This is a genomic window from Actinoallomurus purpureus, assembly GCF_024055795.1.
Classification (GTDB): domain Bacteria; phylum Actinomycetota; class Actinomycetes; order Streptosporangiales; family Streptosporangiaceae; genus Actinoallomurus; species Actinoallomurus purpureus.
In genome coordinates, this window is the sequence record NZ_JAMXMY010000006.1 from 317,266 (window position 1) to 342,427 (window position 25,162).

General features: G+C 69.5%; 27 protein-coding genes. 12 read left to right on the forward strand and 15 right to left on the reverse strand.

The features are described 5' to 3' along the window. Position 1: 1 nt before the first annotated feature. Positions 2-400: a DUF3224 domain-containing protein gene (locus NE236_RS14585; RefSeq protein WP_252842487.1), complete on the reverse strand. Its 399-nt coding sequence runs from the start codon at positions 398-400 to the stop codon at positions 2-4. A gap of 267 nt (positions 401-667) precedes the next feature. On the opposite strand from NE236_RS14585, the gene NE236_RS14590 reads away from it, so the two are divergent. Next, on the forward strand, positions 668-1,156 hold the full coding sequence (locus NE236_RS14590) for a VldE C-terminal domain-containing protein (RefSeq protein WP_252842488.1): 489 nt from the start codon (positions 668-670) through the stop codon (positions 1,154-1,156). A gap of 94 nt (positions 1,157-1,250) precedes the next feature. Here NE236_RS14590 and nucS read toward each other — a convergent pair whose 3' ends face one another. From nucS to NE236_RS14605, 3 genes are all read right to left on the reverse strand, one after another. After that, a complete protein-coding gene (nucS, locus tag NE236_RS14595; RefSeq protein WP_252842489.1) occupies positions 1,251-1,910 on the reverse strand; it encodes an endonuclease NucS in 660 nt (219 codons plus the stop codon). Between the two features lie 106 nt (positions 1,911-2,016). Beyond that, entirely contained in the window at positions 2,017-3,240 is a 1,224-nt protein-coding gene (locus tag NE236_RS14600) for an RNA polymerase sigma factor (RefSeq protein WP_252842490.1), read from the reverse strand. 1 nt (position 3,241) lies between these two features. After that, positions 3,242-3,589, reverse strand: a complete 348-nt coding sequence (locus tag NE236_RS14605) for a YciI family protein (RefSeq protein ID WP_252842491.1) — start codon at positions 3,587-3,589, stop codon at positions 3,242-3,244. A gap of 241 nt (positions 3,590-3,830) precedes the next feature. Here NE236_RS14605 and NE236_RS14610 point away from each other — a divergent pair, with 241 nt between their 5' ends. Beyond that, entirely contained in the window at positions 3,831-4,727 is an 897-nt protein-coding gene (locus tag NE236_RS14610) for an intradiol ring-cleavage dioxygenase (RefSeq protein WP_252842492.1), read from the forward strand. A gap of 239 nt (positions 4,728-4,966) precedes the next feature. Here the strand turns inward: NE236_RS14610 and NE236_RS14615 are convergent, their stop codons facing one another. The 6 genes from NE236_RS14615 to NE236_RS43530 form a co-directional block, all read right to left on the reverse strand. Beyond that, positions 4,967-6,331, reverse strand: a complete 1,365-nt coding sequence (locus NE236_RS14615) for a VWA domain-containing protein (protein ID WP_252842493.1) — start codon at positions 6,329-6,331, stop codon at positions 4,967-4,969. A 282-nt stretch (positions 6,332-6,613) separates the two neighbouring features. Continuing rightward, positions 6,614-7,582 (reverse strand): ArsR/SmtB family transcription factor, encoded by a 969-nt coding sequence (locus NE236_RS14620; RefSeq protein ID WP_252842494.1) that lies wholly within the window; start codon positions 7,580-7,582, stop codon positions 6,614-6,616. A 288-nt stretch (positions 7,583-7,870) separates the two neighbouring features. Then, on the reverse strand, positions 7,871-8,488 hold the full coding sequence (locus tag NE236_RS14625; protein WP_252842495.1) for a hypothetical protein: 618 nt from the start codon (positions 8,486-8,488) through the stop codon (positions 7,871-7,873). 310 nt (positions 8,489-8,798) lie between these two features. Continuing rightward, positions 8,799-10,286 (reverse strand): UbiD family decarboxylase, encoded by a 1,488-nt coding sequence (locus NE236_RS14630; RefSeq protein WP_252842496.1) that lies wholly within the window; start codon positions 10,284-10,286, stop codon positions 8,799-8,801. 28 nt (positions 10,287-10,314) lie between these two features. Continuing rightward, a complete protein-coding gene (locus NE236_RS14635) occupies positions 10,315-10,878 on the reverse strand; it encodes a UbiX family flavin prenyltransferase (protein WP_252842497.1) in 564 nt (187 codons plus the stop codon). After that, the gene (locus NE236_RS43530) at positions 10,878-11,012 is read right to left on the reverse strand and encodes a hypothetical protein (protein WP_289850362.1); all 135 of its coding nucleotides are present in this window, start codon (positions 11,010-11,012) and stop codon (positions 10,878-10,880) included. Before NE236_RS43530 ends, NE236_RS14635 begins: the two co-directional genes overlap by 1 nt. A gap of 72 nt (positions 11,013-11,084) precedes the next feature. Between NE236_RS43530 and NE236_RS14640 the strand changes: the two genes are divergently transcribed. Continuing rightward, positions 11,085-11,990 carry a LysR family transcriptional regulator gene (locus tag NE236_RS14640; protein WP_252842498.1) on the forward strand — a complete coding sequence of 302 codons (906 nt, stop codon included), beginning with the start codon at positions 11,085-11,087 and terminating at the stop codon, positions 11,988-11,990. Positions 11,991-12,436: 446 nt separating this feature from the next. On the opposite strand, the gene NE236_RS14645 is transcribed toward NE236_RS14640, so the two are convergent. After that, positions 12,437-13,291, reverse strand: a complete 855-nt coding sequence (locus tag NE236_RS14645) for a helix-turn-helix domain-containing protein (protein WP_252842499.1) — start codon at positions 13,289-13,291, stop codon at positions 12,437-12,439. A 150-nt stretch (positions 13,292-13,441) separates the two neighbouring features. Between NE236_RS14645 and NE236_RS14650 the strand changes: the two genes are divergently transcribed. The 3 genes from NE236_RS14650 to NE236_RS14660 all read left to right on the forward strand — a co-directional run bounded on the left by NE236_RS14650 (position 13,442) and on the right by NE236_RS14660 (position 16,788). Continuing rightward, positions 13,442-13,831, forward strand: a complete 390-nt coding sequence (locus NE236_RS14650; protein ID WP_252842500.1) for an ATP-binding protein — start codon at positions 13,442-13,444, stop codon at positions 13,829-13,831. A gap of 112 nt (positions 13,832-13,943) precedes the next feature. Next, positions 13,944-14,543, forward strand: coding sequence for a superoxide dismutase family protein (locus NE236_RS14655; protein ID WP_252842501.1), 600 nt, complete (start codon positions 13,944-13,946; stop codon positions 14,541-14,543). Positions 14,544-15,150: 607 nt separating this feature from the next. After that, positions 15,151-16,788, forward strand: a complete 1,638-nt coding sequence (locus NE236_RS14660) for a 3-hydroxyacyl-CoA dehydrogenase family protein (RefSeq protein WP_252842502.1) — start codon at positions 15,151-15,153, stop codon at positions 16,786-16,788. Positions 16,789-16,864: 76 nt separating this feature from the next. Here the strand turns inward: NE236_RS14660 and NE236_RS14665 are convergent, their stop codons facing one another. After that, positions 16,865-17,017 (reverse strand): hypothetical protein, encoded by a 153-nt coding sequence (locus tag NE236_RS14665; RefSeq protein ID WP_252842503.1) that lies wholly within the window; start codon positions 17,015-17,017, stop codon positions 16,865-16,867. 191 nt (positions 17,018-17,208) lie between these two features. On the opposite strand from NE236_RS14665, the gene NE236_RS14670 reads away from it, so the two are divergent. The 3 genes from NE236_RS14670 to NE236_RS14680 all read left to right on the forward strand — a co-directional run bounded on the left by NE236_RS14670 (position 17,209) and on the right by NE236_RS14680 (position 19,197). Beyond that, positions 17,209-17,520: an Rv1322 family protein gene (locus NE236_RS14670; protein ID WP_252842504.1), complete on the forward strand. Its 312-nt coding sequence runs from the start codon at positions 17,209-17,211 to the stop codon at positions 17,518-17,520. 10 nt (positions 17,521-17,530) lie between these two features. Continuing rightward, a complete protein-coding gene (locus tag NE236_RS14675; protein ID WP_252842505.1) occupies positions 17,531-18,241 on the forward strand; it encodes an alpha/beta hydrolase in 711 nt (236 codons plus the stop codon). A gap of 164 nt (positions 18,242-18,405) precedes the next feature. Next, a complete protein-coding gene (locus NE236_RS14680; protein ID WP_252842506.1) occupies positions 18,406-19,197 on the forward strand; it encodes an alpha/beta fold hydrolase in 792 nt (263 codons plus the stop codon). 25 nt (positions 19,198-19,222) lie between these two features. Here the strand turns inward: NE236_RS14680 and NE236_RS14685 are convergent, their stop codons facing one another. The 3 genes from NE236_RS14685 to mce all read right to left on the reverse strand — a co-directional run bounded on the left by NE236_RS14685 (position 19,223) and on the right by mce (position 22,642). Then, on the reverse strand, positions 19,223-20,515 hold the full coding sequence (locus NE236_RS14685; RefSeq protein WP_252842507.1) for an AI-2E family transporter: 1,293 nt from the start codon (positions 20,513-20,515) through the stop codon (positions 19,223-19,225). A gap of 151 nt (positions 20,516-20,666) precedes the next feature. Then, the gene (locus NE236_RS14690; protein WP_252842508.1) at positions 20,667-21,974 is read right to left on the reverse strand and encodes a DivIVA domain-containing protein; all 1,308 of its coding nucleotides are present in this window, start codon (positions 21,972-21,974) and stop codon (positions 20,667-20,669) included. A 239-nt stretch (positions 21,975-22,213) separates the two neighbouring features. Next, positions 22,214-22,642 (reverse strand): methylmalonyl-CoA epimerase, encoded by a 429-nt coding sequence (gene mce, locus NE236_RS14695; protein WP_252842509.1) that lies wholly within the window; start codon positions 22,640-22,642, stop codon positions 22,214-22,216. Between the two features lie 85 nt (positions 22,643-22,727). Between mce and NE236_RS14700 the strand changes: the two genes are divergently transcribed. From NE236_RS14700 to NE236_RS14710, 3 genes are read left to right on the forward strand one after another with little or no spacing between them, the layout of a single operon-like run. After that, on the forward strand, positions 22,728-23,942 hold the full coding sequence (locus NE236_RS14700; RefSeq protein ID WP_252842510.1) for an acetyl-CoA C-acetyltransferase: 1,215 nt from the start codon (positions 22,728-22,730) through the stop codon (positions 23,940-23,942). Positions 23,943-23,950: 8 nt separating this feature from the next. Continuing rightward, positions 23,951-24,907 carry a methylmalonyl Co-A mutase-associated GTPase MeaB gene (meaB, locus tag NE236_RS14705; protein WP_252842511.1) on the forward strand — a complete coding sequence of 319 codons (957 nt, stop codon included), beginning with the start codon at positions 23,951-23,953 and terminating at the stop codon, positions 24,905-24,907. 42 nt (positions 24,908-24,949) lie between these two features. Then, the gene (locus tag NE236_RS14710; RefSeq protein WP_252842512.1) at positions 24,950-25,132 is read left to right on the forward strand and encodes a type II toxin-antitoxin system VapB family antitoxin; all 183 of its coding nucleotides are present in this window, start codon (positions 24,950-24,952) and stop codon (positions 25,130-25,132) included. Positions 25,133-25,162: the final 30 nt, after the last annotated feature.

Here is a 25,162-nt window from a genome sequence, read left to right on the forward strand (position 1 = left end):
TTCAGCCGAGCTCGTAGTCGAGGGAGAAGGAGTGGCCGCCGCCCTCCTCGATGGTGATCTGCCCTTCGCCCTTGATCCCCTTGAGGTCGCCGGTTCCGCTCGTCTCCACGATCTTCCAGGTCAGCCAGGGCCTGCCGTTCTCGCCACCCGCGTTGTGCTGGAGGACGAAGCCCCCCGTGCGGCCGTTCAGCGTGCCCGTGAAGCGCTCGACCCCGACGTACGCGGCGGGACCGGCCTCGGTGCTCACCGTGATCAGCTCGGCGGTGCTGGTGCCGGACAGGTCACCGCTGAACGTCTTCCCAACGTGGACGCGCGTGAGCGCCGTGCCCTCCCGCTCGTCGTACGGCTTCTCGGCGTCCCACGTGTCGAGGACGAACGTGCCTTCTGCTCGCTTGCTCATGCCGGGAGCATCGCAGCGGAGACTGCCATCCTCTGTCAGGTATCCCCGCAGAGACCGTGCCGGCCCGCTCATCCTCGCCGAAGTGCACGCATCTGAAATCGCTACGTGCGACCTGGAGCATTAAGGCTGCCATTTTTTGGGGAGTCTAGTCCCTTCTGTTCGTGATTGGACTTCTTTTGACGTGATTCAAAACTGTTGTCGTGGTTGGAACGGATAGGTCAGCATCATCGAACCGAACGGATCAGAGCCCGATCAGAAAGGTCTGACGTGACGCTCAAGACGAAGATCCCGACAGTTCTCGCTGCGGCCGGTCTCATGACGACGGTGTTCGCCGGCGCCGCCACGACGGCCGACGCGGCAGCCAAGCCGACGTACGTCGAATGCGGTGCCGCCCACAAGGTCACGAAGAAGATGTGCGCGGTGTTCAAGGCGGCCGACAAGGCATCCCGCGCCGGCGGCTACCACTGGGATCGGACCGGCCGGTGTAAGTCTGCCGACCGTCTGAACTGGCACCCGAGTGGGCGCGCCTGTGACCTCATCTACGGCAAGCTCGGCTCGCCGGCCAAGCAGGGCAACCTCAAAGACGGCAACAAGCTGGTCAAGTGGCTCGTCGCCCACCACTCGAAGTACTCCCTCCACCACGTGATCTGGCAGAGCCGGATCTACTCGGGGGGTAACTGGAAGGCGCGCCCCTACCCGTGCAAGGGAGTGACCGACTGCCACAAGGACCACGTCCACGTGGCCACCGTCTCATGACGAAGCGCCACTGAAGTGAGCGGGAGGGGCCGGTGCCGGGTCTTCCCGCTCATTCGCTTTTCGCGCCGATATCTGTTTATTGGTTGAAACGGCGCTAAAAGAGGGTGCCGTCCCGTTCGATGCCGCGGAGGGCGTCGTAGTCGAGGGTGACGCAGTCGATGCCGCGGTCCGCGGCGAGCACCCGCGCCTGCGGCTTGATCTCCTGCGCGGCGAAGATGCCGCGGACGGGTGCCAGCAGCGGATCGCGGTTCAGCAGCTCGAGGTAGCGGGTGAGCTGCTCGACACCGTCGATCTCGCCGCGCCGTTTGATCTCGACGGCCACGGTCGTGCTCGTCTGGTCGCGGCACAGGATGTCGACCGGGCCGATCGCGGTGGGGTACTCCCGGCGGATGAGCTTCCAGCCCTCGCCCAGCGTCGTGATGTGCTCGGCGAGCAGCTCCTGCAGGTGCGCCTCGACGCCGTCCTTCTGCAGGCCCGGGTCGACGCCCAGCTCGTGGCGGGAGTCGTGCAGGATCTCCTCGATCGTCAGGATCAGCTGCTCGCCGGACTTGCCGTGCGTGACCGTCCACCGGCCCTCCTCCTCCTTGAGGGAGCACGGCGGGTTCATCCAGTTGAGCGGCTTGTACGCGCGGTCGTCGGCGTGGATCGACACGCTGCCGTCGGACTTCATGAGGATCAGCCGGGTGGCCAGGGGCAGGTGGGCGGTGAGCTTGCCCGCATAATCGACGCTGCAGCGGGCGATGACGAGACGCACGGTCGCCCACCTTAGCCGCAGCGCGTCCCCGCCGCGCGCAATCGCCCGGCTTGGAGCTCGCGCGGAATGGGCGTCGCGAGCCCGGCAGGCCCTTCCGCGCGAGCTCTTACGTCGCGAGCGCCCTGAGGCGGCGCCGCAGGAAGTCGCGCTCGACCGTGTTCTCGGTGCGGGTGATCGCCGCCTCGTACGCCTCCGCCGCCTCGGCGGTACGGCCCAGGCGCCGGAGCAGGTCGGCGCGGATGGCGTGGTAGACGTGGTGGCGGTCCAGGTCCAGGCCGTCGACGAGGGCGAGCGCCGGACCCGGTCCCTCCACCTCGGCCACGGCGACGGCGCGGTTGAGGGCCACGATCGGGCTCGGGGCGAGGGCGAGGTGAAGGTCGTACAGCCGCAGGATCTGCCCCCAGTCCGTGGCCTCCGCGTCCGGCGCGTCACTGTGCACCGCGTTGATCGCCGCCTGGATCTGGTGCGGCCCCGGCCGGTCCCGCCGGAGGCATCGACGGACGAGGTCCTGGCCCTCGGCGACCAGGTCGCGGTCCCACCGGCCCCGGTCCTGCTCGGCCAGCGGGACGAGGGAGCCGCCGGGGCCGGTACGGGCCGCCCGGCGCGACTCGATCAGCAGCATCAGCGCGAGCAGGCCCATCACCTCCGGCTCGTCGGGCATCAGCTGGGCCAGAAGCCGCCCGAGGCGGATCGCCTCCGCGCACAGGTCCTCCCGGATCAGCCGGTCCCCCGAGCCGGCCACGTAGCCCTCGTTGAAGATCAGATAGACGACGGCCAGCACGGCCTTCAGACGATCCGGCAGGTCGGCGTCCTTCGGAATCCGGTACGGGATGCGCGCATCGCGGATCTTGCCCTTGGCCCGGACCAGCCGCTGGGCCATCGTCGGCTCGGGGACGAGGAAGGCGCGGGCGATCTCCGCCGTCGTGAGCCCGCCCACCAGCCGGAGCGTCAGCGCGACCCGCGCGGCGGGCGCCAGCGCGGGGTGACAGCAGGTGAAGACGAGACGCAGCCGGTCGTCGCGCACCGGACCCTCCTCGGGCGGTTCGTCGGCCGCGTGCAGCAGGGCGGCCTGGGCGTGCCGGTCCGCACGCGACGCCTCGCGTCGCAGCCGGTCGATCGCCCGGTTGCGGGCGGTCGTGATGATCCACCCTGCCGGGCTCGGAGGCGGACCGGCGGACCGCCAGCGCCGCAGCGCCTCGGCGAAGGCGTCCTGGATCGCCTCTTCGGCGATGCCGATGTCACCGAAGACGCGGACCAGGACGGCCACCGCGCGGCCGTACTCCTCGCGGAAGACCCGCTCGACCTTCGCGGTGGCGGAAGGAGCTGACATGTCAGTCTTCGTCCAGAAGTGGACGCACCTCCACCGGGAGACCGGCGATGCGGATGAACTTCTCGGCCCAGTCCAGGGCGGCGTCCAGATCGGCCACCTGGACGATCGTGAAGCCGCCGATGTGCTCCTTGCCCTCGATGAACGGGCCGTCGGTGATGAGCATCTCGTCGTCGCGGAGCCGTACCACGGTGGCCGTGCCCGGAGCGTGCAGGCGTCCGGTGAAGACCCACTCGCCGGCGTCCTTCACCTCCTGACGCCAGGCCTCGACCTCGTTCATGATCTTCTCGAGGTCGACGGAGGGCGGCGGAGCCCCGTCGGGCTGGTAGACGCTGAGCATGTACTGCTTCATCGGGTGTGCTCCTCTCGCGGTACCGGCGCCGTGCCGGCTCTCGCCCTCTGTACGAACGTCCCCCCGCCGGATCGACAGGCGTCGCGCGGTGTCTTGAGATTCGTTCGTGGCCCGCACCGGCATCGAAGATCTCATGGTTCTCAGATCGTTCTCATTCCATCCTCATGCGACGCCGATAGCGTCGCGCGGTGCGGGGGTCGACTGGTAGTCAACATCGTTGTCAACCCAAGGTGGCGAACGCATGACCGACCACGAAAACCAGGGACAGTCACCCGAATCCGGCGCGGTGAACCGCCGGGCCGCACTCACCGCCCTCGGCGGCGCGAGTCTCGGAGCGGCCGGGATCGTCGCGCTCGGCAGCACGGCGGGCGCCTCCACCGCCCACCGACCCTCGGCCCCGCGACCGGCCTGCGTGCTGGCGCCGGAATTGGTCGAGGGCCCCTACTACCTCGACTACGACCTCTTCCGCCGCGACATCACCGAGCACAAGGACGGCGTGCCCCTCATCCTGCGCGCCGTCGTCGTCGACGCCACCACCTGCGCGCCCATCCCGCGGGCCGCGCTCGACATCTGGCACACCGACGCGCTCGGCGAGTACTCCGGCTACACGGCCATGGGCGTCGGCGGCGCGAACGGCGGCGGCCCCGGCGGCCCGGGTGGCGGGACACCGCCCACCGGCACGCCGACGGCACCTCCCCCCGGCTCCCCGCCTCCGGGCGGCGGCGGAGGTCACGCCGAACCGACCGACAAGCTGACCTTCCTGCGGGGCGTCCAGCTCACCGACCGGCACGGCGTCGTGGAGTTCCGCACGCTCTACCCCGGCTGGTACATGGGCAGGGCCATCCACATCCACGCCAAGGTCCACATCGGCGGCAAGGTCGTCGGCAGGAAGTACACCGGCGGCCACGTCGCCCACACCGGCCAGTTCTTCTTCGACGAGAAGGTCACCGAGCGGATCGCCAAGCTCCAGCCGTACGTGATCAACACCACGCACCGCACGACGCTGGACGAGGACGGCATCTACCGCAACGGTGGCTCGGCCGGCCTCCTCACCCTCCGGCCGCTGCGCAAGGGACCGACCACTCACGGCCTCCTCGCCACCGTCGTCGTCGGTGTGCACCCCGACGCCACTCCGTGAATCCCCGGGTGACCCGCCCTCCGGGGCGGGCCACCCGGTCCCCGCACGACCCACGAGCCGCCCGCCCCGCGCCCCGCCCCGGGGCGGGCACACCTTTACACGTCGACCCGCGAGCCCGACCGACCGGCCCCCATGGTGGGCCTCCGGCGACGACGGCACGGGCGCAACGCTGGGGGCCAGACCAAGTAAGAAAGAGAGAAGCCTCCCGCCTGGAACAGACGGGAGGCTCCGGGTTCGGGCTACGCGCCGACGGGGAGGAGCCCCTTGGCGGGTGCCTGGGTGAACCATCCGGGGTACTCGGTCATGAGGAGCTCGTAGAGCTCCTCATCCTTCAGGGTGCCCGGATCCTTGACGGCGAAGAAGTCGGCGTTGTCCACGTGCCGGTTGTTGAGATCGTCCAGCCCCTCCAGGAGCTCGAACTCACGCCGCCCGGCGGGACGCCTCCAGCCCTTCTTGAACTTCTGCGGTCGGGCGCTGTCCACCTTGCTCCCGATCGCCATGAACTGCCAGAACAGCGGTTCGTAGGAGCTGGAACGCACCTGCTCCACCGTTTCCGGTATGTCACCCCACGTGCCGCCGTCCGTCACGAACATGACGTAGACGGGAACGGGGGCGCCCAGCGGAGTGCGGCGCACCTGCGAGCTGCCGAAGTAGTGCTCGCGGACCTTGCACATGGCCTGGGCGTACTGCGTACCACCCCAGATCTTGTTCTGGTACCGCTTCGCGACGTCCTTGATGTACGTCGCGTAGTTCGCCAGCGTGACCGGCTCGGCGTGGATGGTGCGACCATCGAACAGCCACACGTCGATCTCGCCGTTGTCGTCGAACCGCAGCGCGAGGGCCAGCACGCGCTCCACGAGCAGCTGGTACTTCGAGAAGTCCGACTTCATGGAGAAGGACACGTCGACGACCAGGCCCACTCGTGCCGTGTGCTCGGACAGCCCTCGCTTGTGAAGGCTGAACGCTGCCGTTTTGGTCATGCTCAGCAGTGCCGGGCTGACCTTCGCGACCTCCTTCTCCATCTTGATCAGCTTGTCTCTCTTGCTGACCGGGGGCTGGGCGTCGGCCGGGGCCTCCGGCGCACCGACATCGACACCGAACTCGGTGGCGAAGCCGGCCAGCCCGGAGTCGTACCCCTGGCCCACCGCGCGGACCTTCCAGGCTCCGTCGCGGCGATAGAGCTCGCCCAGCAGGAGGGCGGCCTCGGTGGTGGCGTCAGGGACCTCGAAGACGAGGTCCGCTCCGCCGCTCCCCGCGCCGGTCATCGTGAGCCCGAGCCCCACGAGCTGACCGAACGTGCCGCCGTCGACAGAGGCGCCGACGACGAGCCGTTCGACGTCCGCGGGGACCTGCGCGAGGTCGATCCGGAACGTGTCGCGGATCGTGCCGACCGTCGACTTCCCGGTGTACGAGGCGGCCTCGGAGGGGTGCCTCGGCTGGTTGTAGAACACGAAGTCCTCGTCGGAACGGACCTTGCCGTCCGCCCCGAGGAGGAGAACGCAGATGTTTGCGTCCGGCCCCCGGTTCCACGTCATCACGACGTCGAACGAGGCGGCGGCGATCGGGGCGTTGGCGCCCTTCGGGATTGTCTGAGTTGATGTCATGGCAGTGACTCCTGTTTTTGTATTCCTTCACGGCTTTTGCCGCAGGAATCACTGTCCGGTCTCGCCGTCCCGCCGCAAGGCGGGCTTACCGCCGGTCATCAGGTCTGAGAGGGGGCTACTGGTCCCGCTGAGTCTCTCGCTGGGCTTCGGCGACGACGGCACGGGCGCAACGCTCGGTGAAGCGCGGCGGAGACGCGGCGAACCGCGACATGTCGCCCCTGGTAGGCCGGTTCCACCGAGCATTCGGTACGCGAGGGGACCTGTCCGATCGGTCGGCGGGGGTCAGCTCGCCGATTCCAGGAGCGTGTCCGCGGCGGCGGTCGAGCTGTGCATCACCTGCCGGCCGATCCGATGCGTCGTGATCAGACCGGCGTCGCGCAGGACGGTGGCGTGCTGACTCGCCATGGACTTGGACACACCGACCCTGGCGGCCAGCTCGCTCGTGCTGCACGCCCGCGTCGCGACCGTGGACAGGATGCTCGCCCGGGTACGGCCCAGCAGGGCCTCCAGGGAACGGGGCGACGCCGACCTCAGGTCCACGACGGACCAGGCGAAGTCGCGTTCGAGCGGGAACACGAGCACCGGCGTCCGTTCCGGATCCCGGAGCACGATCGGATACTTCCAGCAGAAGAACGACGGCACCAGGCGCAGCCCACGGCCCTCGAGACGCACGTCCCGGTCGACCGGATAGGGCAGTTCGAGCACGGGCGGCCGCCACCGGGCCTGATGGTGCAGCCCGACGAACAGCCCCTCGATGCCGGCGTGCTGCAGCGTCCGGCCCCGCGCGGCGACGTCGGTGCGCACGCTCCGCTCGATCCGTCGTGTGAAGGGCGCGAGAGCCACCTGGTGATAGCGGCGAAGGGCGTCCACCAGCCCGCGCATCGCCGCCGCGGAGCCGTCGGCGAGGCCCCTGGCCGGAGCGCGCGACCGCTGCTGTACGGCCAGGATGCGCAGGTCTTGGCGGATCACCCGGAGTGGCGTCGATGCGATCAGGTCGAGCCCATGCTCCAGGCCGTCGGCACCCGGAGTCAGGAAGTCCGGAGAGTATCCGCGCGGTGGAGCGAGCCCTCCGAGCCACCGGAGCGATGGCGGAAGCTCGGCGCGCACCTGGCGCCGCCAGGGGCCGAATGTCAGTGCGCCGTCGTGGCCGGGCAGTTGGTGCAGGCTGAGGAGGACGTCCCACAGTGGATCCGGTCCTGCGGAGAGCAGGGTCCGGGACAGGTCTTCCCCCGTGAAGTGGACACGCAGCATGAGATTCCCCCGAATGACTCATGGTTCGACTCACCAGTTTCGCCGGAGTCAGCCTGAATTTCGAGCAATGTCCGCATGTGGTCATGTCCGTACGATTGGGACGATTGGCGGCCGATGCGGGTGTCGCAGGACGGCTGCCGCGAAGACGGGAATCGGTGCCGGGCCGGAGCGGCGTTCCGGCCGCCCCGGCCCGGCACCGGCAGATGATCCGGCGACGGGCGCCCGACGGGTGACGGTTCGGTCCCTCACCCGCCGGAGCGCCGTCGGCTCGGCACCCGTCATGTTCGATCAGCAGGGGTGAACGACGTCCACCGGCGTCCAGTTGAAGCTGTACGAGGAGGAGTACGCGCCAGGGGTGTAGAACTTGTAGCCCCCGCTGGCGCTCCGGAGCAGAGCGACGGTGTTCTGCGTCTGGTCGTTGACCCACGAGCCGTTGCCGTACCAGCCGGAGATCGCGTGGTCACCGCACGTGTACATCGACAGGACGTCGCCCTGGAAGGTCTCGCCCTTGTACAGGCAGAACCATCCGCTGTAGACCGGGCTGCCATTAAGGCACTTGTCCTGCCACGCGTCGTTGGCGTGCACTTCCGAGGTGTCCGGCAGAGTGCGGGCGTACTTCTCGCCGGGAAGAGCGACGGTGACGTACATGCCCTTCGCGGAGACCTTGTTGGCTGCGATCTGCGTGCCGTGGTACCTGGCGAGATAGCCGTCGACCCGCGTCTGCAGCACCTTGGCGTTGGCGCTGGAGAGGCCCGCGCTCTTCGCCTGGGCGGTGAAGTCGGCGTGGGCGGGGGTGATGGCGTTCGCCGAGCCGGCGCTGAGCGCACCGGCCGCGGTGAGGGTGCCGGCGGCGAACGCGAGTGCCGCGGCCTTCCCGATCCTCCGCTTGGTGGACGAGTGGTGCATGGTTGCCCTCCTGGGGCTTCCGGGGGTGGAGGGGCTCTGCTGGGCATGAGCCCCTCGCACACACCTCCGAGCGAAGGTGCGGCCCCCACGCTCGTCCGGCTCGACGCCGAACGGGGCCGTCTTTCAGCCAGGGCTGAATCCGCGGCCGAGTTAGGCCACCACGTAACCCTGGGGCGCCCCCTCGGCGTCGGAACGCTGGTGATGCGCGAAAGCCGGTCGCGCCCCGGGTCTCCGGCGTACGGCGCGGGCGGCGCTGGGTCCGCGACGCCGTGACGAGCGCCGCCGGACCCGGGTCCTGGTCGAAGTCGACTCAGCGGTAGCCGTACGCCTCCCACCTGCTGAGCACGCGCTCCCGGATCACCTTCGGCCACCCGTTCTCGAAGCTGCCCTTGACGGGGCGGTTTTTTTCGTCGAAGAGGTCGGCGAGCAGGCAGTTGTACAGAACTTTTCCGGCCCGGTAGGAGTGCGCTTCGGCTTCGGAGAGGTAGACCGAGAGCTGGACGTGGGGTTCGGCGGGGAAGTGGACCTCGCCGTGTTCGGGGTGGGTGCGGGTGGCGAAGGCCCACACGATGTCGTTGATGTTGGTGATGTCGATGTCGTCTTCGACCAGCAGCACCTTGGGGACGCCGAACCCGGCCTTGCCCGCGAAGACCACCTCGCCGATCTTGTGGGCGAGGTCGGCGGATGGGACGGGCAGGGTGTCGTGCCAGTCGGAGCGGACCGCCACGATCAGCCAGTGCATCGCCGATTCGAAGGAGAACCAGGTGGAGACGACGGGGAGGTCGGCCTTGCGGAGCTGGTAGAGGATTTCGGCGGCGTGCATGGTGCCGGTGACGGTGTGGTCCTCCTCCACCGGCGGGCCGGCGGCGACGACGGGCAGGATCGCGCCATCGCGGTGAGTGATCGCCGTGACATGGAAGACGGGCTTGGGCGACTTCTCCAGGGCGTTGTAGCCCGGGTACTCGTTCATCGGCCCCTCCATGACCGTCTCGTCGAAGGCGATGTGGCCCTCGATGACGATCTCGGCGGTGGCGGGGACCAGCAGGTCGACGGTTTCGGCGGGGACCACCTCGACGCCCTCGCCGAACAGCGCCCCCAGGAAGTGGGACTCATCGGCCCCTTCGGGCAGCGGCATCGCCCCGACGTAGGGCAGGCCCGGTTCGACACCCAGGGCGAGCGCGACGGGCATCGGCTTGTTCTCCTTGGCCCACTGGGCGCGGATGATGCCCAGGTGCTGCGGCCCGGGGATGAGGCAGGCCAGGGTGTCGCGTCCGGCGATCATCATGCGGTTGACCGACCAGTTGGTCCACGACCCATCCGGGGTACGGGCGATGTTCATGCCGTAGGTCTGGATGTAACGGCCGCCGTCGTTGCCGTGGATCAGCGGGGTCGGGAACGTGTACAGGTCGATGTCGTCGCCGAGCAGGATGTTCTCCTTGCACGGGGCGTTCTGGGCGGAAACGACCTGCGGGGGGACTCCCGGCTTGTCCCGGGCGGCGACGATCGTCTCCATGATGTCCCGCCCAGGAGCGTCGGCGGGCAGTCCGAGTGCCAGCGCGATCCGGGCCAGCGGGTGGCCCGGCCCGGACAGGCCGCCGGGGGCGCCCAGCACCCGGAACCCGGTGCCCTGGTACCCGGTGATGTTGGTGAACAACGGGGCCGGAGCGCGCAGGTCGTAGGAGCGGCGGATGACCGCTCCGATCTCCAGGCTCCAGTCGACCTCCTCGTCGATCTTCCGGAGCTCGCCGATGCTCTCCAGCTCTTCCACGAACTCGCGCAGACTACGCAGGTGTTTCAACGCAAGGATCCTCTCGAAAGGTCTGATGTCACTCGCCCCAGCGGGGCATGTCCGGGACCTCGATCCCGAGCAGGTCCAGTGCCCGGCCCACCGTGTGGTCGACGATGTCCGCCACGGTGTTCGGACGCAGGTAGAAGGCCGGCACCGGCGGCATGACGATCCCGCCGGACTCGGTCACGGCGGTCATGGCCCGCAGGTGCCCCAGTGTCAGCGGCGTCTCGCGGACCAGGAGGACCAGTCGGCGCCGTTCCTTGAGCGTGACGTCGGCGGCACGCGTGAGCAGGTTGTCGCCGCCTGCGTAGGCGATCGCCGAAAGGGTTCTGACGGAGCACGGCGCAACGATCATTCCGGCGGTGCGGAAGGACCCGGACGCGATCGACGCGCCGACGTCGGCGGGCCGATGGCAGACGTCCGCCATGGCCGCCAGATCCCGGAAAGACAGATCCGTCTCGTAGGCCCGCGTCTGCTGGCCGGCCGGAGTGACGACCAGGTGGGTCTCCACACCTGCCTTGCGGGCCAGCTCCAACACCCGCATGCCGTACGCGATGCCGGTCGCGCCGCTGATTCCCACCACGAGCCGACGGGTCTCCATCAGTCCTTCTCCTTGTTCGGGGAGTGCCGCCAGGGGCGATCGACGACGCGGCGAGATCGCGGATTTGCGGGCCGTCCGCCCCGCTCGATCGCCACGCGCTCGGCCGTGATCATGTCGGTGCCGGCGATGATCACGGAGCCCAGTGTCGTTTCGAGCGACGCTGGACGTCCAAGATCAATTCGGTCACCTCCGGATACCCTCCGGGTATGGCGATCGATCTTCGGCTCATGCGCTACGTGGTAGCCGTGGCGGAAGAGGGCGGCTTTCAGCGAGCGGCCGATCGGCTGTTGATCGCGCAGCCGCCGCTGAGCCGCCAGATCCGCGACCTGGAGCGCGAGTTGGGCGTGACGCTGTTCGAGCGGCGGCCGGCCGTCCGGCTGACGGAGGCGGGCCGGATCTTCGTGGAGTCCGCGCGCACGATCCTCGCCGAGTCGGACCGTCTGGTGGAGCGGACCGTGCTGGCCGGACGCGGAGAGCTGGGCACCGTCCGCGTCGGCTACATCTTCTCAGCCGTCTTCGAGACCCTGCCGCGGCTCGTCGCCGCGATGGGCGAGAGCCATCCCGGGGTGACGGTCGACGTCCGCGACGGCTGGACTCCCGAGCTTGACGCGGCACTGCTGGCCGACGGCCATGACCTCGTGCTGTCGCGCGACATTCCGCAGCGTCCTGAGTACCGGCGCGAGACGTTGCGGTGCGAGCGCATCGTCGCGGTCGTCGACGAGGGCCACGCGCTGGTCCGGCGAGGCCGGGTCGGACTGCGGGAGTTCGCCGGACAGCGGTTCTGCCACCCTGCTCGACGCCTGGCACCGGACCGGTACGACTTCATGGCGAAAGCCCTCGAACGGACGGGGGAGACCTTCGAGTACTGGGAGAGCCCCATCCACGGCCTGAGCCACCTCGACCTCCAGGACCGGCGCAGCTTCGCTCTCGTGGCGGCCAGCGTGGTCGGCCGGGTGCCCGTCGGCACCGTGACCATCGCCCTCACGGATGACGTGCCACCCCTGGAACTGCAGATGGTGTGGAAGCGGAGCAACGCGTCGGCCGCGCTCAGGCTTCTGATCGACACCGCGCGCGACGTCGCCCGCCGCGAGGGCTGGAACGATCCGGTCTGACGACGAGTCACCAGCACCCGTGAGGCCCACGCCGACGGCTGGGCGAAAGGCTCGGCAGGGGAGGGCGAAGATTAGGTCAATGGGGACATAGTGCGGCCGGTCGGAGGCCTGAACCGAGCATTGGGTACGCCCCCAGCGAACGCCGACGGCACTTGCCCTGGGTGGCCGGTCCCGTTCGCACACAAAGGGGCAGCATTGATCAGCGCCACCTGGCCAAACGCGAGATCCGCGAGCACTTTGTGTGCAGACCGGCCCGCGACCGAGTCGGGAACTCGGCTACCGGCCGCTGAACCCAGGACTCACGACGGCGACCTGCACGCATTCGCCGCCTTGGTCCGCGCTGTGACTGCTCGTCCGCCACGCGGCGGCCACCTGCACGCAGGTCCCACCCTGCTCGCCGCTGCGCCTGCTGGTACGCCAAGTGGCACTTGTCAGATCGATTTGTGTCATAGCTGCGACATTAGCCCCTCGATCATCGTGCGGGAACGGTATTTGGAGAGTGCCTTGGTGTGTAGACGCTCGAATGCGGCGAGGTAGGCGTGCACATCTTCGAATTCCTCGCGGTAGGAGATTGAAGTCAGCGAATCGACTGTTACGAGGCTGAGGTCGCCAGGAGTGGCTATGTTCATGATCGTGAACGCGCCTGTCATGCCCTGATATTCGCCGAGCTCCAACGGCAGAATCTGCAGTGTCGTGTTCGGCGCCTCATATGCCTCTATCAGGTGCTGGAGCTGCCTCTTCATGGTCGAAGACCCGCCGACCCGCCGTCTCACCGCTGCCTCGTCAACGACTGCGTGGATGCGTGGCGGGTGAGCTCGGCTGAGGACCTCTTGCCGTTTCATTCTTATGGCGACCAGGCGCTCTACTCGATCAGATGCGTTCGCGAACGGGCCAGCTTTGATCAGTGCGCGAGCATATTCCTCTGTCTGAAGCAGCCCAGGAATTAGCATCACCTCGAAGAAATCGATGGTTGTGGCGTCGGCTTCGAGGCCGATGAAGTCCATCATTTCGGGGGACAGGTCGGTGGCGTAGCGTTGCCACCAGCCCTTCTTGCGGCCGTTGCGGCACCAGTCGAACAGCCGGTCGGTCACGGCGGGGTCGGTGACGCCGTACTTGCCGAGGATGTACTCCAGGTCGCGGACCGGAACGTGGTGCAGGCCCTTCTCGATGCGGCTCAGCGACGACGGCGAGCGCATCAGGACGCGGGCGGCCTCATCTAACGTGAGGCCGGCCGCTTCGCGGTGGTCGCGGAGGGCCATGCCGAGCCTGCGCAGCCGGATCGTCGGCGTGATGGTCGCCATGACGCCATCTTGACCAGGCAGAAGTCCCGCCGTCACGGAAATCGCCGATGTGCAAATCGGCTCCTCGCCGCCGCTCTCCTTTGACGGAACGCATTGAGTGTGTCACGCCCCGCGACGATGCTTACCGCGACATCGGCGAGAGGAGCCGTCATGGGGGCGATGATCGTGCTGGGGACGCTGACGCTTCCGGGCAGCGAGCGGTGTGTCGCGCACGCCCGCCGCTTCGTTCGCGACCTGGTGGGTGAGGACCATCCGGCCGTCGACGACGCCGAGCTGTGCACCAGCGAGCTGGTCACCAACGCCGTCGTGCACTCCGACTCCGGCAAGGGCGGCCACGTCACCGTCACCGTCGCGCGGGACGGGGACACGCTGGAGGTCTGCGTCGCGGACGACGGCGCGGGTGGCGAGGTGCCGCACGTACGGGATGAGCCGTTCGCGGAGGACGGCCGCGGCATCGTCATCGTGACCGCGCTCGCCGCTGAATGGGGCGTGGAGACCGAACGCGACGGCACCACGACCTGGTTCCGTCTCCGCGGTTGACTCCTTGGGCCTCCAGCAGGCCTGGCGTGCGGCTCGGTAAGCATTTCGTCAGGTCCGTGTATCCGTACGGACGGCAGGCGCCGGGCCGATGTCACCTGGGTATGGGAGCTTCATGCCAGGCAAGGTGCATCTCGTCGTGGTCGGCGCTCTCGGAGCGGGAGCGGTCGCGCTCGGCGCCACCGCGGCGGCCGAGGCGATGTTCGGCCGGTCCGGCTCGTCGGCCGGGGCCGTCATCAAGGACGTGGGCGGTAAGGCGGTCGGTTCCCTGCGGATCGCCGATGACGGGAACGGCAGGCCCATGGTCACGGTCACGGTGAACGGCCTGCCCGCCGGATACCACGGCATCCACATCCACGCCAAAGGCGTCTGCGATCCCAAGTCGACCGACCCGGCCACCGGAAGTCCGTTCTTCAGCGCGGGCCCGCATTTCGACCTGACCTCGAGCGCGCATCCCGACCATTCCGGCGATCTGCCCGATCTGCTGGTCAACGCGAATGGTTCCGGAAGAGCGTCGTTCGCGACCGACCGTTTCCGGGTGAGGCAGTTGCTGGATCGTGACGGTAGTTCGGTCGTCATCCACGCCCTTCCGGACAACCAGTCGAATATCCCTCCCCGCTACCGGCACGCCGGCGGTGCCACCGGACCCGACGCCGAGACGCGCAAGGCCGGCGACACTGGACGGCGGGTCGCCTGCGGGGTCATCGGCTCATGATGAGCAACGGCCCGGCGCGGCAAAGCCGGGTCGACCCAGTCGACACCGAGGGTCTCGGCGGAGTAGAGGTACAGGCCGTGACCCGCCCAAGGCGGTACCGTCGAGGGTTTTCGCACTCAGAACGACGAAAACTCTCGACGTGGACACCGAAGATCGCTCAGGGCTGACCCGGGATGAGCCGGACGCGCCCGACCACCGACCCTGCCGCTCCGGGAAGGGCGACAGTGTGGCCCAGACCATGAGCCTCGCCCACGGACTACGCTGACCCACCGCCGATCGAGAGCCCTGAGCCGCCGCCATGACGGCGGCTCAGGCGGCCTCGGCGTTCAGAGTTTCTTCATGCACAAGGTCATGTCGCCCCACTGCGACTCGTCGTCATCGTCGGATCAGCCCGTGACGGTTTTGGAACACTGAGACCGCGGAGGGCCAAGAGCGCTGGTCTGGTGGCCGGACCCGTTTGCACACGAAGTCGCGCCGGCGACCACTCACACCTGAGCGAACGCACCCCCCCCGCGGCTCGTTCGTGTGCGGACGGGTTCGTTGGGGCAGGCGAAGGACGTCGGGCGTGGCCTTGGGTGACGCCGGGCGATTCTGGGAGACTGCGGGCATGGGTGCTTCGCTGAACAAGGTCGGGGTCGTGGGGCTCGGCACGATGGGGGCCGGGATCGCCGAGGTGCTCGCCCGGAGCGGGCTGGACGTCGTCGGGGTCGAGGTCGGTGACGAGGCGCTGAAGCGCGGTCGTGGTCACCTGGAGAGCTCGACCGGCCGCGCGGTGAAACGCGGCAGGCTCTCGGCGGAGGAGCAGCAGGCGATTTTCGACCGGATCACGTTGTCCACGTCGTTCGGCGCGCTCGCCGACTGTGACCTGGTCATCGAGGCGGTGCCGGAGCGCATGTCGCTCAAGCGGCGGGTGTTCGAGCAGTTGGACGAGGTGTGCCGGGCCGACGCCGTGCTCGCCACGAACACCTCGTCCCTGTCGGTCACCGAGATCGCCGTCAGCACCAGCCGGCCGGAGCAGGTGGTCGGGGTGCACTTCTTCAACCCGGCCCCGGTGATGAAGCTGGTCGAGATCATCCACTCCGTGCTGACCCGGCCGGAGGCTCTGGCGGTCGTCCAGGGGCTGGTGGAGCGGCTCGGCAAGGTGGGGGTCACCGTCGGCGACCGGGCCGGGTTCATCGCGAACCGGCTGCTGTTCGGCTACCTGAACCAGGCCGCGGCGATGTACGACTCCGGGCACGCCACCCGTGAGGACATCGACGCGGCGATGAAGGCCACCGGCCTGCCCATGGGGCCGCTGACGCTGATGGACCTCATCGGCCTCGACGTCTCGCTGGAGGTCTGCGAGGCGATCTACCGGGAGACGCGGGACCGGCGGCACGCACCGGCGCCGATCCTCCGCCAGCTGGTCGCCGCCGGACTGCTGGGGCGCAAGACCGGCCGCGGCTTCTACTCGTACGAGGAGCCGGCCGAGGCCGCCGAGAACGAACCGTCGGGGGCACCGCCTCGGGTCGGGGTCGTCGGTTCGGGACCGCTGGCCGTCGCCCTCATCCGGGGGTGTCTGCGGTCCGGCGCCTACGTCCGGTTCGTCGCGGGGGACGAGGAGAAGGCCGACGCCGTCCGTACGGCGATCGAGCAGCCCGTCGAGGGCGGCACCGAGCTCACCCTGCTCGCCGAGTGCGATCTGATCATCGAGGCGGTCGCCGAGGACACCTCGGTGAAGCGGTCGCTGTTCGCCGCCGTCGACGACGTGGCCAAGCCGGGCGCCATCCTCGCCACGACGGCCACGACCGTGCCGGTGATCGAGCTGGCGACCGCCACGGACCGGCCCCAGGACGTCATCGGGCTGCACCTGCCCGACCCGGAGGGCGAACTCACCGAGATCGCCGCGACCGTGGTGACCGCGCCGGAGGTCGTGCGACGGGCCACCGAGTACGTCACCGCGCTCGGCAAGCATCCGGTGCGCTGCCGGGACCGCGCCGGCTTCATCGTCGACGCGCTGCGCGTCCCGTACCTGGGCGACGCCGTCCGGATGCTGGAGTCCGGGTACGCCGACGCGGACGCGATCGACGCCGCGATGCGGTACGGCTGTGGGTACCCGATCGGTCCGATCGCCGACCTGGACCGGATCGGCCTGGGCCACGCGGTGGAGGTGCTGCGCGCCCTCTACACCGAGCACCGCGAGCCCGCGTACGCGCCCGCCGCGCTACTGGAGGAGCTGCTCACCGCGGGCCGCACATTCCGCTGAGACGACCGGTACCCCAAAAAGGAAGGAGCGGCCCCGCAGGGGGCCGCTCCGGTGTTGTCGCGGTCGCCGGTGTCGGCTACCGCACCGTCTTCCTGGCCGTGCTCGGGGAGCTCGTCCAGCGGGGCGTCGGCTCGACGCCCCTGGTGCCCTCAAGGGTGAGGTTGTTCCGGGACTTGGCAGACGGGCTGGGGTAGTTCGTCGGCTTCGGCTTCGGCTGCTCGTTGGTCATGCGTCCACACCTCTTCTGTGTTGGGTCCCGCTGACGAAACGGGACTACTTTGGTGTAAACGGTCCGCGTACGAGGCCGAGTGGCAACCATTACTCGGTCGAGGCCCCGCGCCCGTTAGTGCCCCGCGAGTCGGTGCGCCGACAAGCGGGTGGTTCGTCCTGGACTGTTCCGGTGCCCGTACCCTGAACGGCATGAGTCCGCGCAAGAACCGCCGTAGCAGCGACGCCGCCCGGGAGACCGGGCCCGGCGCGTACGGCGGTCCGCAGCGGATCGAGGAGGGCCCCGACGGCGACTGGGTCGTACGGCCGGTGGCGGGCGCGTCGAAGGCGTACCGCTGCCCCGGCTGCGACCAGGAGATCATGCCGGGTGTCGGGCACCTCGTGGCCTGGCCCGCCGAGGGCGGCGGGCCCGACGACCGGCGCCACTGGCACCGGCCGTGCTGGAACCACCGGATCACCCGGCTGCCGAAGATCCAGCGGTCCCACCGCGGCCCGCGCTACTGAGGGGAACGAGATGGGGGAGATCCGGGCGAGCACGGTGCTGCCCGCGCGTCGTACGGACATCGACCTGCGGACGGCCGACGGCCTCACCCTCGTCGGCGAGCTGGCCCTGCCGGAGGACCGCCCGCCGGTCGCCACCCTCATCTGCCTGCACCCGCTGCCGACCCACGGCGGCATGATGGACAGCCACGTGCTGCGCAAGGCGTCGTACCGCCTGCCGGCCCTCGCCGGGTTCGCCGTACTGCGGTTCAACACGCGCGGGACGAGCAGTGAACGGGGGACGAGCGAGGGGGAGTTCGGCGGCGGCGACTCCGAACGGTACGACGTGGCGGCGGCGCTGGAGTACGCCGACTACCACGATCTCCCCCGCGCATGGCTGCTCGGCTGGTCATTCGGCACCGAGCTGGCCCTCAAGTGGGGCCGCGACCCGCTCGTGGAGGGCGCGATCCTGCTGTCCCCGCCGCTGCACCGGGCGACCGACGCCGACCTCGACGCGTGGGCGGAGTTCGGCCGGCCGCTCGTCGCGCTCGTTCCGGAACGCGACGACTACCTGCGGCCGGCGGAGGCGCGCGAGCGCTTCACGCGGGTCCCGCAGGCGGAGGTCGTCGGCGTCGACGACGCCAAGCACCTGTGGGTGGGCGAGCCGTACGTCCGGATCGTGCTGAACGAGATCGTTCGTCGCGTCGTGCCCGAGGCGTTCCCGCTGCCCACCGAGGTGGAGTAGAAGCTTTCGTCGCATCGGTGTAAGAGAGCTGCGACCGACGTCAACGTTCGCTAAACCTCCACGACCGAACACGGCCACCCTCTCGGCGGATCCATCCCCAGCGGTGAGGATGATCTGGGCTCCTGCGTTCGCCGGGCTGGGCGGGATTCGTACCTGATGAGGTGATGGCCGTGCAGTTGTACTGCCGTGACGTAGGAGACGGGACACCGCTGGTGCTTCTGCACGCGTTCCCGCTGTCGTCGGCCATGTGGCTCGCTCAGCGGGAGGCCCTGTCCGCGCGGTTCCGGGTGGTGACACCGGACCTGCGGGGCTTCGGGGGGTCTCCGCTCGGCACCGCCGACCCCTCGGTCGACGTCATGGCGGACGACGTGGCGGCGTTGCTCGACGCGAAGGGAATCGACCGGGCCGTCGTCGGCGGCCTGTCGATGGGCGGTTATGTCACGCTGGCGTTCTGCCGACGGCACGCCGACCGGGTCCTGGGCGTGGTGCTCGCCGACACGAAGGCCACGGCGGACACCGACACGGCGCGTGCGACGCGCCTGCGCATCGCCGAGCGGCTGGAGTCGGACCAGACCGTCGACGTCCTCCTCGAGGAATTACTGCCGCGGCTGGTCGGGCCGACGACCATGAGGCAGCGGGCGCTGATCTACGGGCGCGTGCGCGGCCTGGTGCAGTCGGCGCCTCCGTCGGCTGCGGCGTGGGCGCAGCGGGCCATGGCGGCCCGTCCTGACGCCCTTGAGATGCTCGCGGGGCTTCAGGCCCCCGCCCTGGTGATCCACGGCGCGGAGGACGCCGTCGCGACGGCGGAGGACGCCCGAGCGATGGCCGAGGCGCTGCCGAACGCGGAGCTCGTCCTCGTGCCCCGATCGGGTCACCTCACGGCGGTCGAGCAGCCGCAGCCGTTCAACGAGGCGGTCGCGGCGTTCGCGGCGGCGCTGGGCCGTACGACCCGCTGACCGCCCACTGCGGCGAGGGACGCGATCAGAGGCTCTCCTGGCGGGGCATGGCGACCTCGCGGATGATCAGCGCGACCGCGGCGGCCGCAGGAATGGCGAGCAGCGCGCCGATCACGCCGAGGAGCGCGCCGCCGAGCAGGGCGGCGATGACCGTGACGGCCGGCTGGACGTCGACGGACTTCTTCATCACGCGCGGCTGGATCACGTAGTTCTCGACCTGCTGGTAGATCAGGAAGTAGATCAGGGACGCGATGCCGACCCAGAAGCCGGAGAAGAACGCGATCGCGGTGACGAGGACCGCCCCGATCGTCGCTCCGATCAGCGGGATCAGGTCGGTGATGGCCACCAGCAGCGCCAGCGCGATCGCGTACGGCACGTCAACGATCAGCAGGAAGATGTACGCGGCGACGCCCGCGATGATCGAGATGAGGACGTTGCCGGCGACGTACCCGCCGATGCGGGAGAGGATCTCGTCGCCGAGCAGCGCGACCCGGGCGCGCCGGGACCGTGGCGCCAGGCGGTACATGAAGCCCGTGATGCTCGGCAGCGACCCGAGGAAGTAGAGCGTGAGGATCAGCACCGTGAACGTGCTGAACACCCCGCTGATCACGACCTGGCCGACGCCCATGATCCCGCTGGCGGCCTGCTTGCCGAGGTCCTTGCTCTGCAGCGCGCTCCTGGCGCGTTCGAGCAGGTGGTAGCGGTGGTCCCAGTCCATGAGCTTCGGATTGTGCTGTAGCTGCTCGATGTAGCCGTTGCCGCTGGTCAGGTTGTTGACGAACGCGGTGATCTGCTCGGTCAGCGGCGGCACGATGGCGAAACCGAAGCCGACGAAGAAGCCGACCAGGCACAGGAAGACGATGAGCACGCCCCACCGGCGGGACACCCCGACCCGCGTGAGGGCCTCGACCGCCGGGTTGAGGCCGACGGCGAGGAACAGCGCGACGACGATGAGGATGATCACCTGTCGGGCGTCGGTGACCGCCTTGACCATCATGTAGGCGGCCAGCACCCCGAGCGCGCCGTAGAAGCCGAACACGAACGGGTGATTGTGGGTGAGCGGCCGGCCCGGGCGGCCGAACGGGAACAGCGCGTCGACGCCCGCCTCGCGCTGCCGGGCTTCGATGTCGGTGACCGGGTCGACGGCGGCGACCTCGCCCGCGGACCGTGGGCCCTCTGCCTCGCCCGTGGTCCGTGGGCTCTCCGCCTCGCCCGTGGTGGACCGCGGGTTCTCTGCCTCGCCCGCGGGCCGTGGACTGTCCGCGAGGACGGTGGCCTCCTCGCGCTGTTCGCCGTCGTGGGGGGATTCGGCAGGCACGCACGTCTCCTTGAACTATCCCAATGATGACAAAGAGCCTAGGAGATCGCCCCCAGGCTCTTCACCATCTCGTGCGACGGTCCGCGGTGACGCAGGTCACCGCGGACCGGTTCGTCGTCCGCCGCTCAGCGGAGCCGGGCGGCGGACGACGTCACTCCTGCCACCAGTCGTCTTCCTCGTCCTTCTTCTTGGCCTCCGCCGGCGGCGGGACGGCCGCGGCGGGCGCCGGCTTGGGCGCGGGCCTCGGCTCGGCCGGAGCGATCGCGGGCTTCTCCGGCGGCGCGGAGATGGCCTCCTCGGTCCCGCCGCCCAGCGGCGCGGACACCCCGCCGATGAGCTGACGCAGCTGGTTGAGGTGGCTGGTGATGCTGTCGCGCTGACGCGTGAGCTCGTCCACCTGACGCTGCGCCGTGGTGCGCATCCGCTCGGCTTCGCTCTTGGTGTCGCCGAGCAGCTGCTCCGCCTGGGACTTCGCCTCGGCGATGATCTGGTCGGAGTTCTTGCGGGCGTTGGCGACGAGCTGCTTGGCGTGGCTGTCGGCCTCGCGGCGCGTCTGCTCGGCCTGCTGGGTCGCCTTCGTGGCGCGCTGCTCGGCGGACGCGGCCCGCTGCTCGGCCTCGGCCACGAGCTTCTGCGTGGCGCTCTGCGCCGCCGCGTGCCGCTCGGCGTCCTGCCGCTCGGCCTCTTCGCGCCGGGCGGCCAGCTGGATCTCGAACTCGGCCTCGGCCTGAGCCCGCTGCGCCTCGCTCTCCTCCATGATGCGCGTTGCCTGTGCCCGCATCTCGTCGGCCTGGCGCTTGGCCGTGGTGAGAATCTCGTCGCGCTCGCGCTTGGTGGACGCCCGTAGCTGGGCGACCTCCCGCTCGGTGGTGGTCCGGAGCTTGGCGATCTCCCGCTCGGCGGCGGCGCGCTTCTCGGCGACCTCGTGGTCGGCGGTGGCGCGCAGCTTCGCCACCTCCCGCTCGGTCGTGGAGGTCAGCTCGTCGGCGTGCCGGCGTGCCGTCGTGCGCACCTCCTCGGCCTCGCGCTCGGCGCTCTGGCGCATGTCGTCGCCCTCGCGCTTGGCGGTGGCGCGGACATCGGCCGCCTCGCTCTCAGCTGCGGCGCGCAGCTCGGCGGCGTCGACCTTGGCGGCCGCCTTGATCTCGTTGGCCTCCGTGCGGGCGGCCTGGACGAGCTCGGTCGCCTGTTCCTCGGCGAGGCGCAGCAACTGCTCGATGCGCGCGCCGAGGCCGGAATAGGTGGGGCGTTCCTGCTCCTGGAGCTGACGATGGGCGTCAGAAAGCTCCCGCTGCATCGCCTGGGTCTGCTCACGACTTTGTCGGACCTCGCCGTCGAGCTGCTTGATGTGCTCTTCGACCTGGTGCCGGTCGTAGCCGCGCAGCACCACGTCGAACTCGCGTGGGGGCGTGCTGTCTTCGAAGAAGTTGCTGAGCTGGGCGTCGATGTCGGACTGCATGAGGCTCAATCCTGCTGTGACGAGACGGCTACAAGTGGTGGAGGTACCAGACGATGGCCGCGCGAGTACTGCGTGTTACGGGGTACGGCACGGGCGGGACCACTTTCCGGCGACAGCAGAGTACTCCGGACACTGCCGTGTTGGGGGCTCAACTTTACGACCTGGGCGCTTTGTCGTCATTGTCTGAGCCCATGTGGCCGCGTGGTAAGGCACCCGCCATGCCGGCGGTGATCCGGGGATCAGTGGTCGAGCGGTCTCGCCTGTACGAGCTCGGTCAGCACGCCACCGACGTCCTTGGGGTGCAGGAACGCGATCGAGGCCCCCATCGAACCGTGCCGCGGCCGCTCGTCCAGCAGGCGCACGCCCGTCGCCCCGACGGTCTCCAGCGCCGCCACCACGTCGTCGACGCCGTATCCGATGTGGTGCACGCCCTCTCCCCGTTTCGCCAGGAACCTCCCCACCGGGGTATCGGCGTGCAACGGCTCCAGCAGCTGGACGTACGACGCGCCCGCCGGGCCGTCCGCGACGTGGAGCATCGCCTCCTTCACCCCCTGCTGCTCATTGACCTCCCGCGACGCGACGACAAGACCGAACGCGCCCTCGTAGAAAGCGATCTTCTCTTCAAGATCATGGCACGCGATCCCGACATGATCGATTCGGGTGAGCATGGCACTGGCCTCCCTGGAAAGTCCCGGCTCTCTTGTGGGTATGTTGGCAAACGTCGCCCCCATTACTCGCCGGAGGTCTCGTTTCATGGCCGGATCCGTCATCGTCGCCGGAGCGCGGACGCCCATCGGGCGCCTGCTCGGCTCTCTCAAGGACTTCGCAGCGGTGGACCTCGGCGCGATCGCGATCCGTGCCGCCCTCGAGCGTGCCGGCCTCACCGGCGACCAGGTCGAGTACGTCATCATGGGCCACGTGCTGCAGGCGGGCGCGGGACAGATCCCGTCCCGGCAGGCCGCCGTCAAGGCCGGCATCCCGATGAGCGTCCCCTCGCTGACGATCAACAAGGTCTGCCTGTCCGGCCTGGACGCCATCGCCCTCGCCGACCAGCTCATCCGGGCGGGCGAGTTCGACGTCGTCGTGGCGGGCGGCATGGAGTCGATGACCAACGCGCCGCACCTGCTGCCGAAATCGCGCCAGGGCTACAAGTACGGCTCGATCGAGGTGCTCGACGTCACCGCGCACGACGGCCTCACCGACGCCTTCGACGGCGTCTCGATGGGCGAGTCGACCGAGCGGTACAACGCGAAGCTGGGCATCTCCCGTGAGGAGCAGGACGAGTTCGCCGCCCGCTCGCACCAGCGGGCCGCCGACGCGATCAAGAACCAGCTGTTCGATGACGAGATCGTCCCCGTCGAGATCCCGCAGCGTCCGGGGGCGGCGGGGCGTAGCCAGGGGGGTGGAAAGCAGCGCGAACCGATCGTGTTCGCCGCCGATGAGGGCGTGCGTCCCGACACCACCGCCGAGTCGCTGGCGCGCCTGCGGCCCGCCTTCAGCAAGGACGGCACGATCACCGCGGGGTCGTCCTCGCAGATCTCCGACGGGGCGTGCGCCGTCGTCGTCATGTCCAAGGCCAAGGCGGAGGAGCTCGGGCTGACCTGGCTGGCCGAGATCGGCGCGCACGGCAACGTCGCCGGTCCGGACAACTCGCTGCAGTCCCAGCCGGCCAACGCCATCAAGCACGCCCTGGGCAAGCAGGGGCTGACCGTCGGCGACCTGGACGTCATCGAGATCAACGAGGCGTTCGCGTCGGTGGGCATCCAGTCGACGCGCGACCTCGGCGTCGACGCGAGCAAGGTCAACGTCAACGGAGGGGCCATCGCGCTCGGGCACCCGATCGGCATGTCCGGAGCGCGCCTCGTCCTGCACCTGGCGTACGAACTGCGCCGTCGGGGCGGCGGCGTCGGCGCCGCCGGGCTGTGCGGGGGCGGCGGCCAGGGCGACGCCCTGATCCTGAAGGTCTGAGGGCCGGGGTGGCGCGGAACGTCGACGTCGAGGATCTGGTCGAGCGGGCGAGGAAGGGAGAGCCGCGCGCGCTGGCGCGGCTGATCTCCCTGGTGGAGAACGCCTCACCGCAGCTGCGGCCCATCATGGCCGCCCTCAGCCCTCTCGCCGGCCGGGCGCGGGTGATCGGCCTGACCGGCGCGCCGGGCGTCGGGAAGTCCACGTCCACCGGCGCTCTGGTCGGGGCGTTCCGCGCACGAGGCCTGCGTGTCGGCGTGCTGGCCGTCGACCCGTCGTCACCCTTCACCGGCGGCGCGCTGCTCGGCGACCGCGTGCGCATGCAGGACCACGCCGGTGACTCCGGTGTCTTCATCCGTTCGATGGCCAGCCGCGGCCACCTGGGCGGCCTGTCCTGGGCGGCTCCTCAGGCCATCCGCGTGCTCGACGCGGCCGGCTGTGACGTCGTGCTCGTGGAGACCGTCGGGGTCGGCCAGGCGGAGGTTGAGATCGCCTCGCTCGCGGACTCGACGATCGTGCTGGTGTCACCGGGCATGGGCGACTCGATCCAGGCCGCCAAGGCGGGCATCCTGGAGATCGCGGACGTCTTCGTGGTCAACAAGGCGGACCGGGACGGCGCCCAGCAGACCATCCGCGACCTGCGCAACATGATCGCGCTGGCCGGCGACGTGGGGTGGAAGCCGCCGATCGTGCCGACGGTCGCGGTCAAGCGCGAGGGCGTCGACGACGTCGTCCGGAGGCTGGACGAGCACCACGCGTGGATGGAGGAGTCCGGCGAGCTCCGGCGACGCCGGCTGGCCCGGGCCCGCGACGAGGTGGAGGCCATCGCCGTGACCGCGCTCCGCGAGCGCATGGGCGACCTGCACGGCCACCAGCGCCTCGACGTGCTCGCCGCGAAGGTCCTGTCCGGCGACTGCGACCCCTACTCCGCCGCCGACGAACTCGTTCAGGGCGTCACGAACGGCTGAGACGCGTACATTCGGTCACCTCGACGTGCGTGGAGGTGCGGCATGACGAAGATCCTCGTCGACGTGGACGACGACGCCCTCGTGGCGGCGGCGGAGGTTCTGGGCACCACGACGAAACGCGACACGGTGAACGCCGCGCTGAGACAGACCGTTGAAGCGTTGCGTCGCGCTCGGGAGGCCGGGGTCTCCGGTCACCACGAGGAACGCGACGGAGAGGTGGCGTAGCCCTCCTCGGGGAGGCGGTCGGCGGCCGGG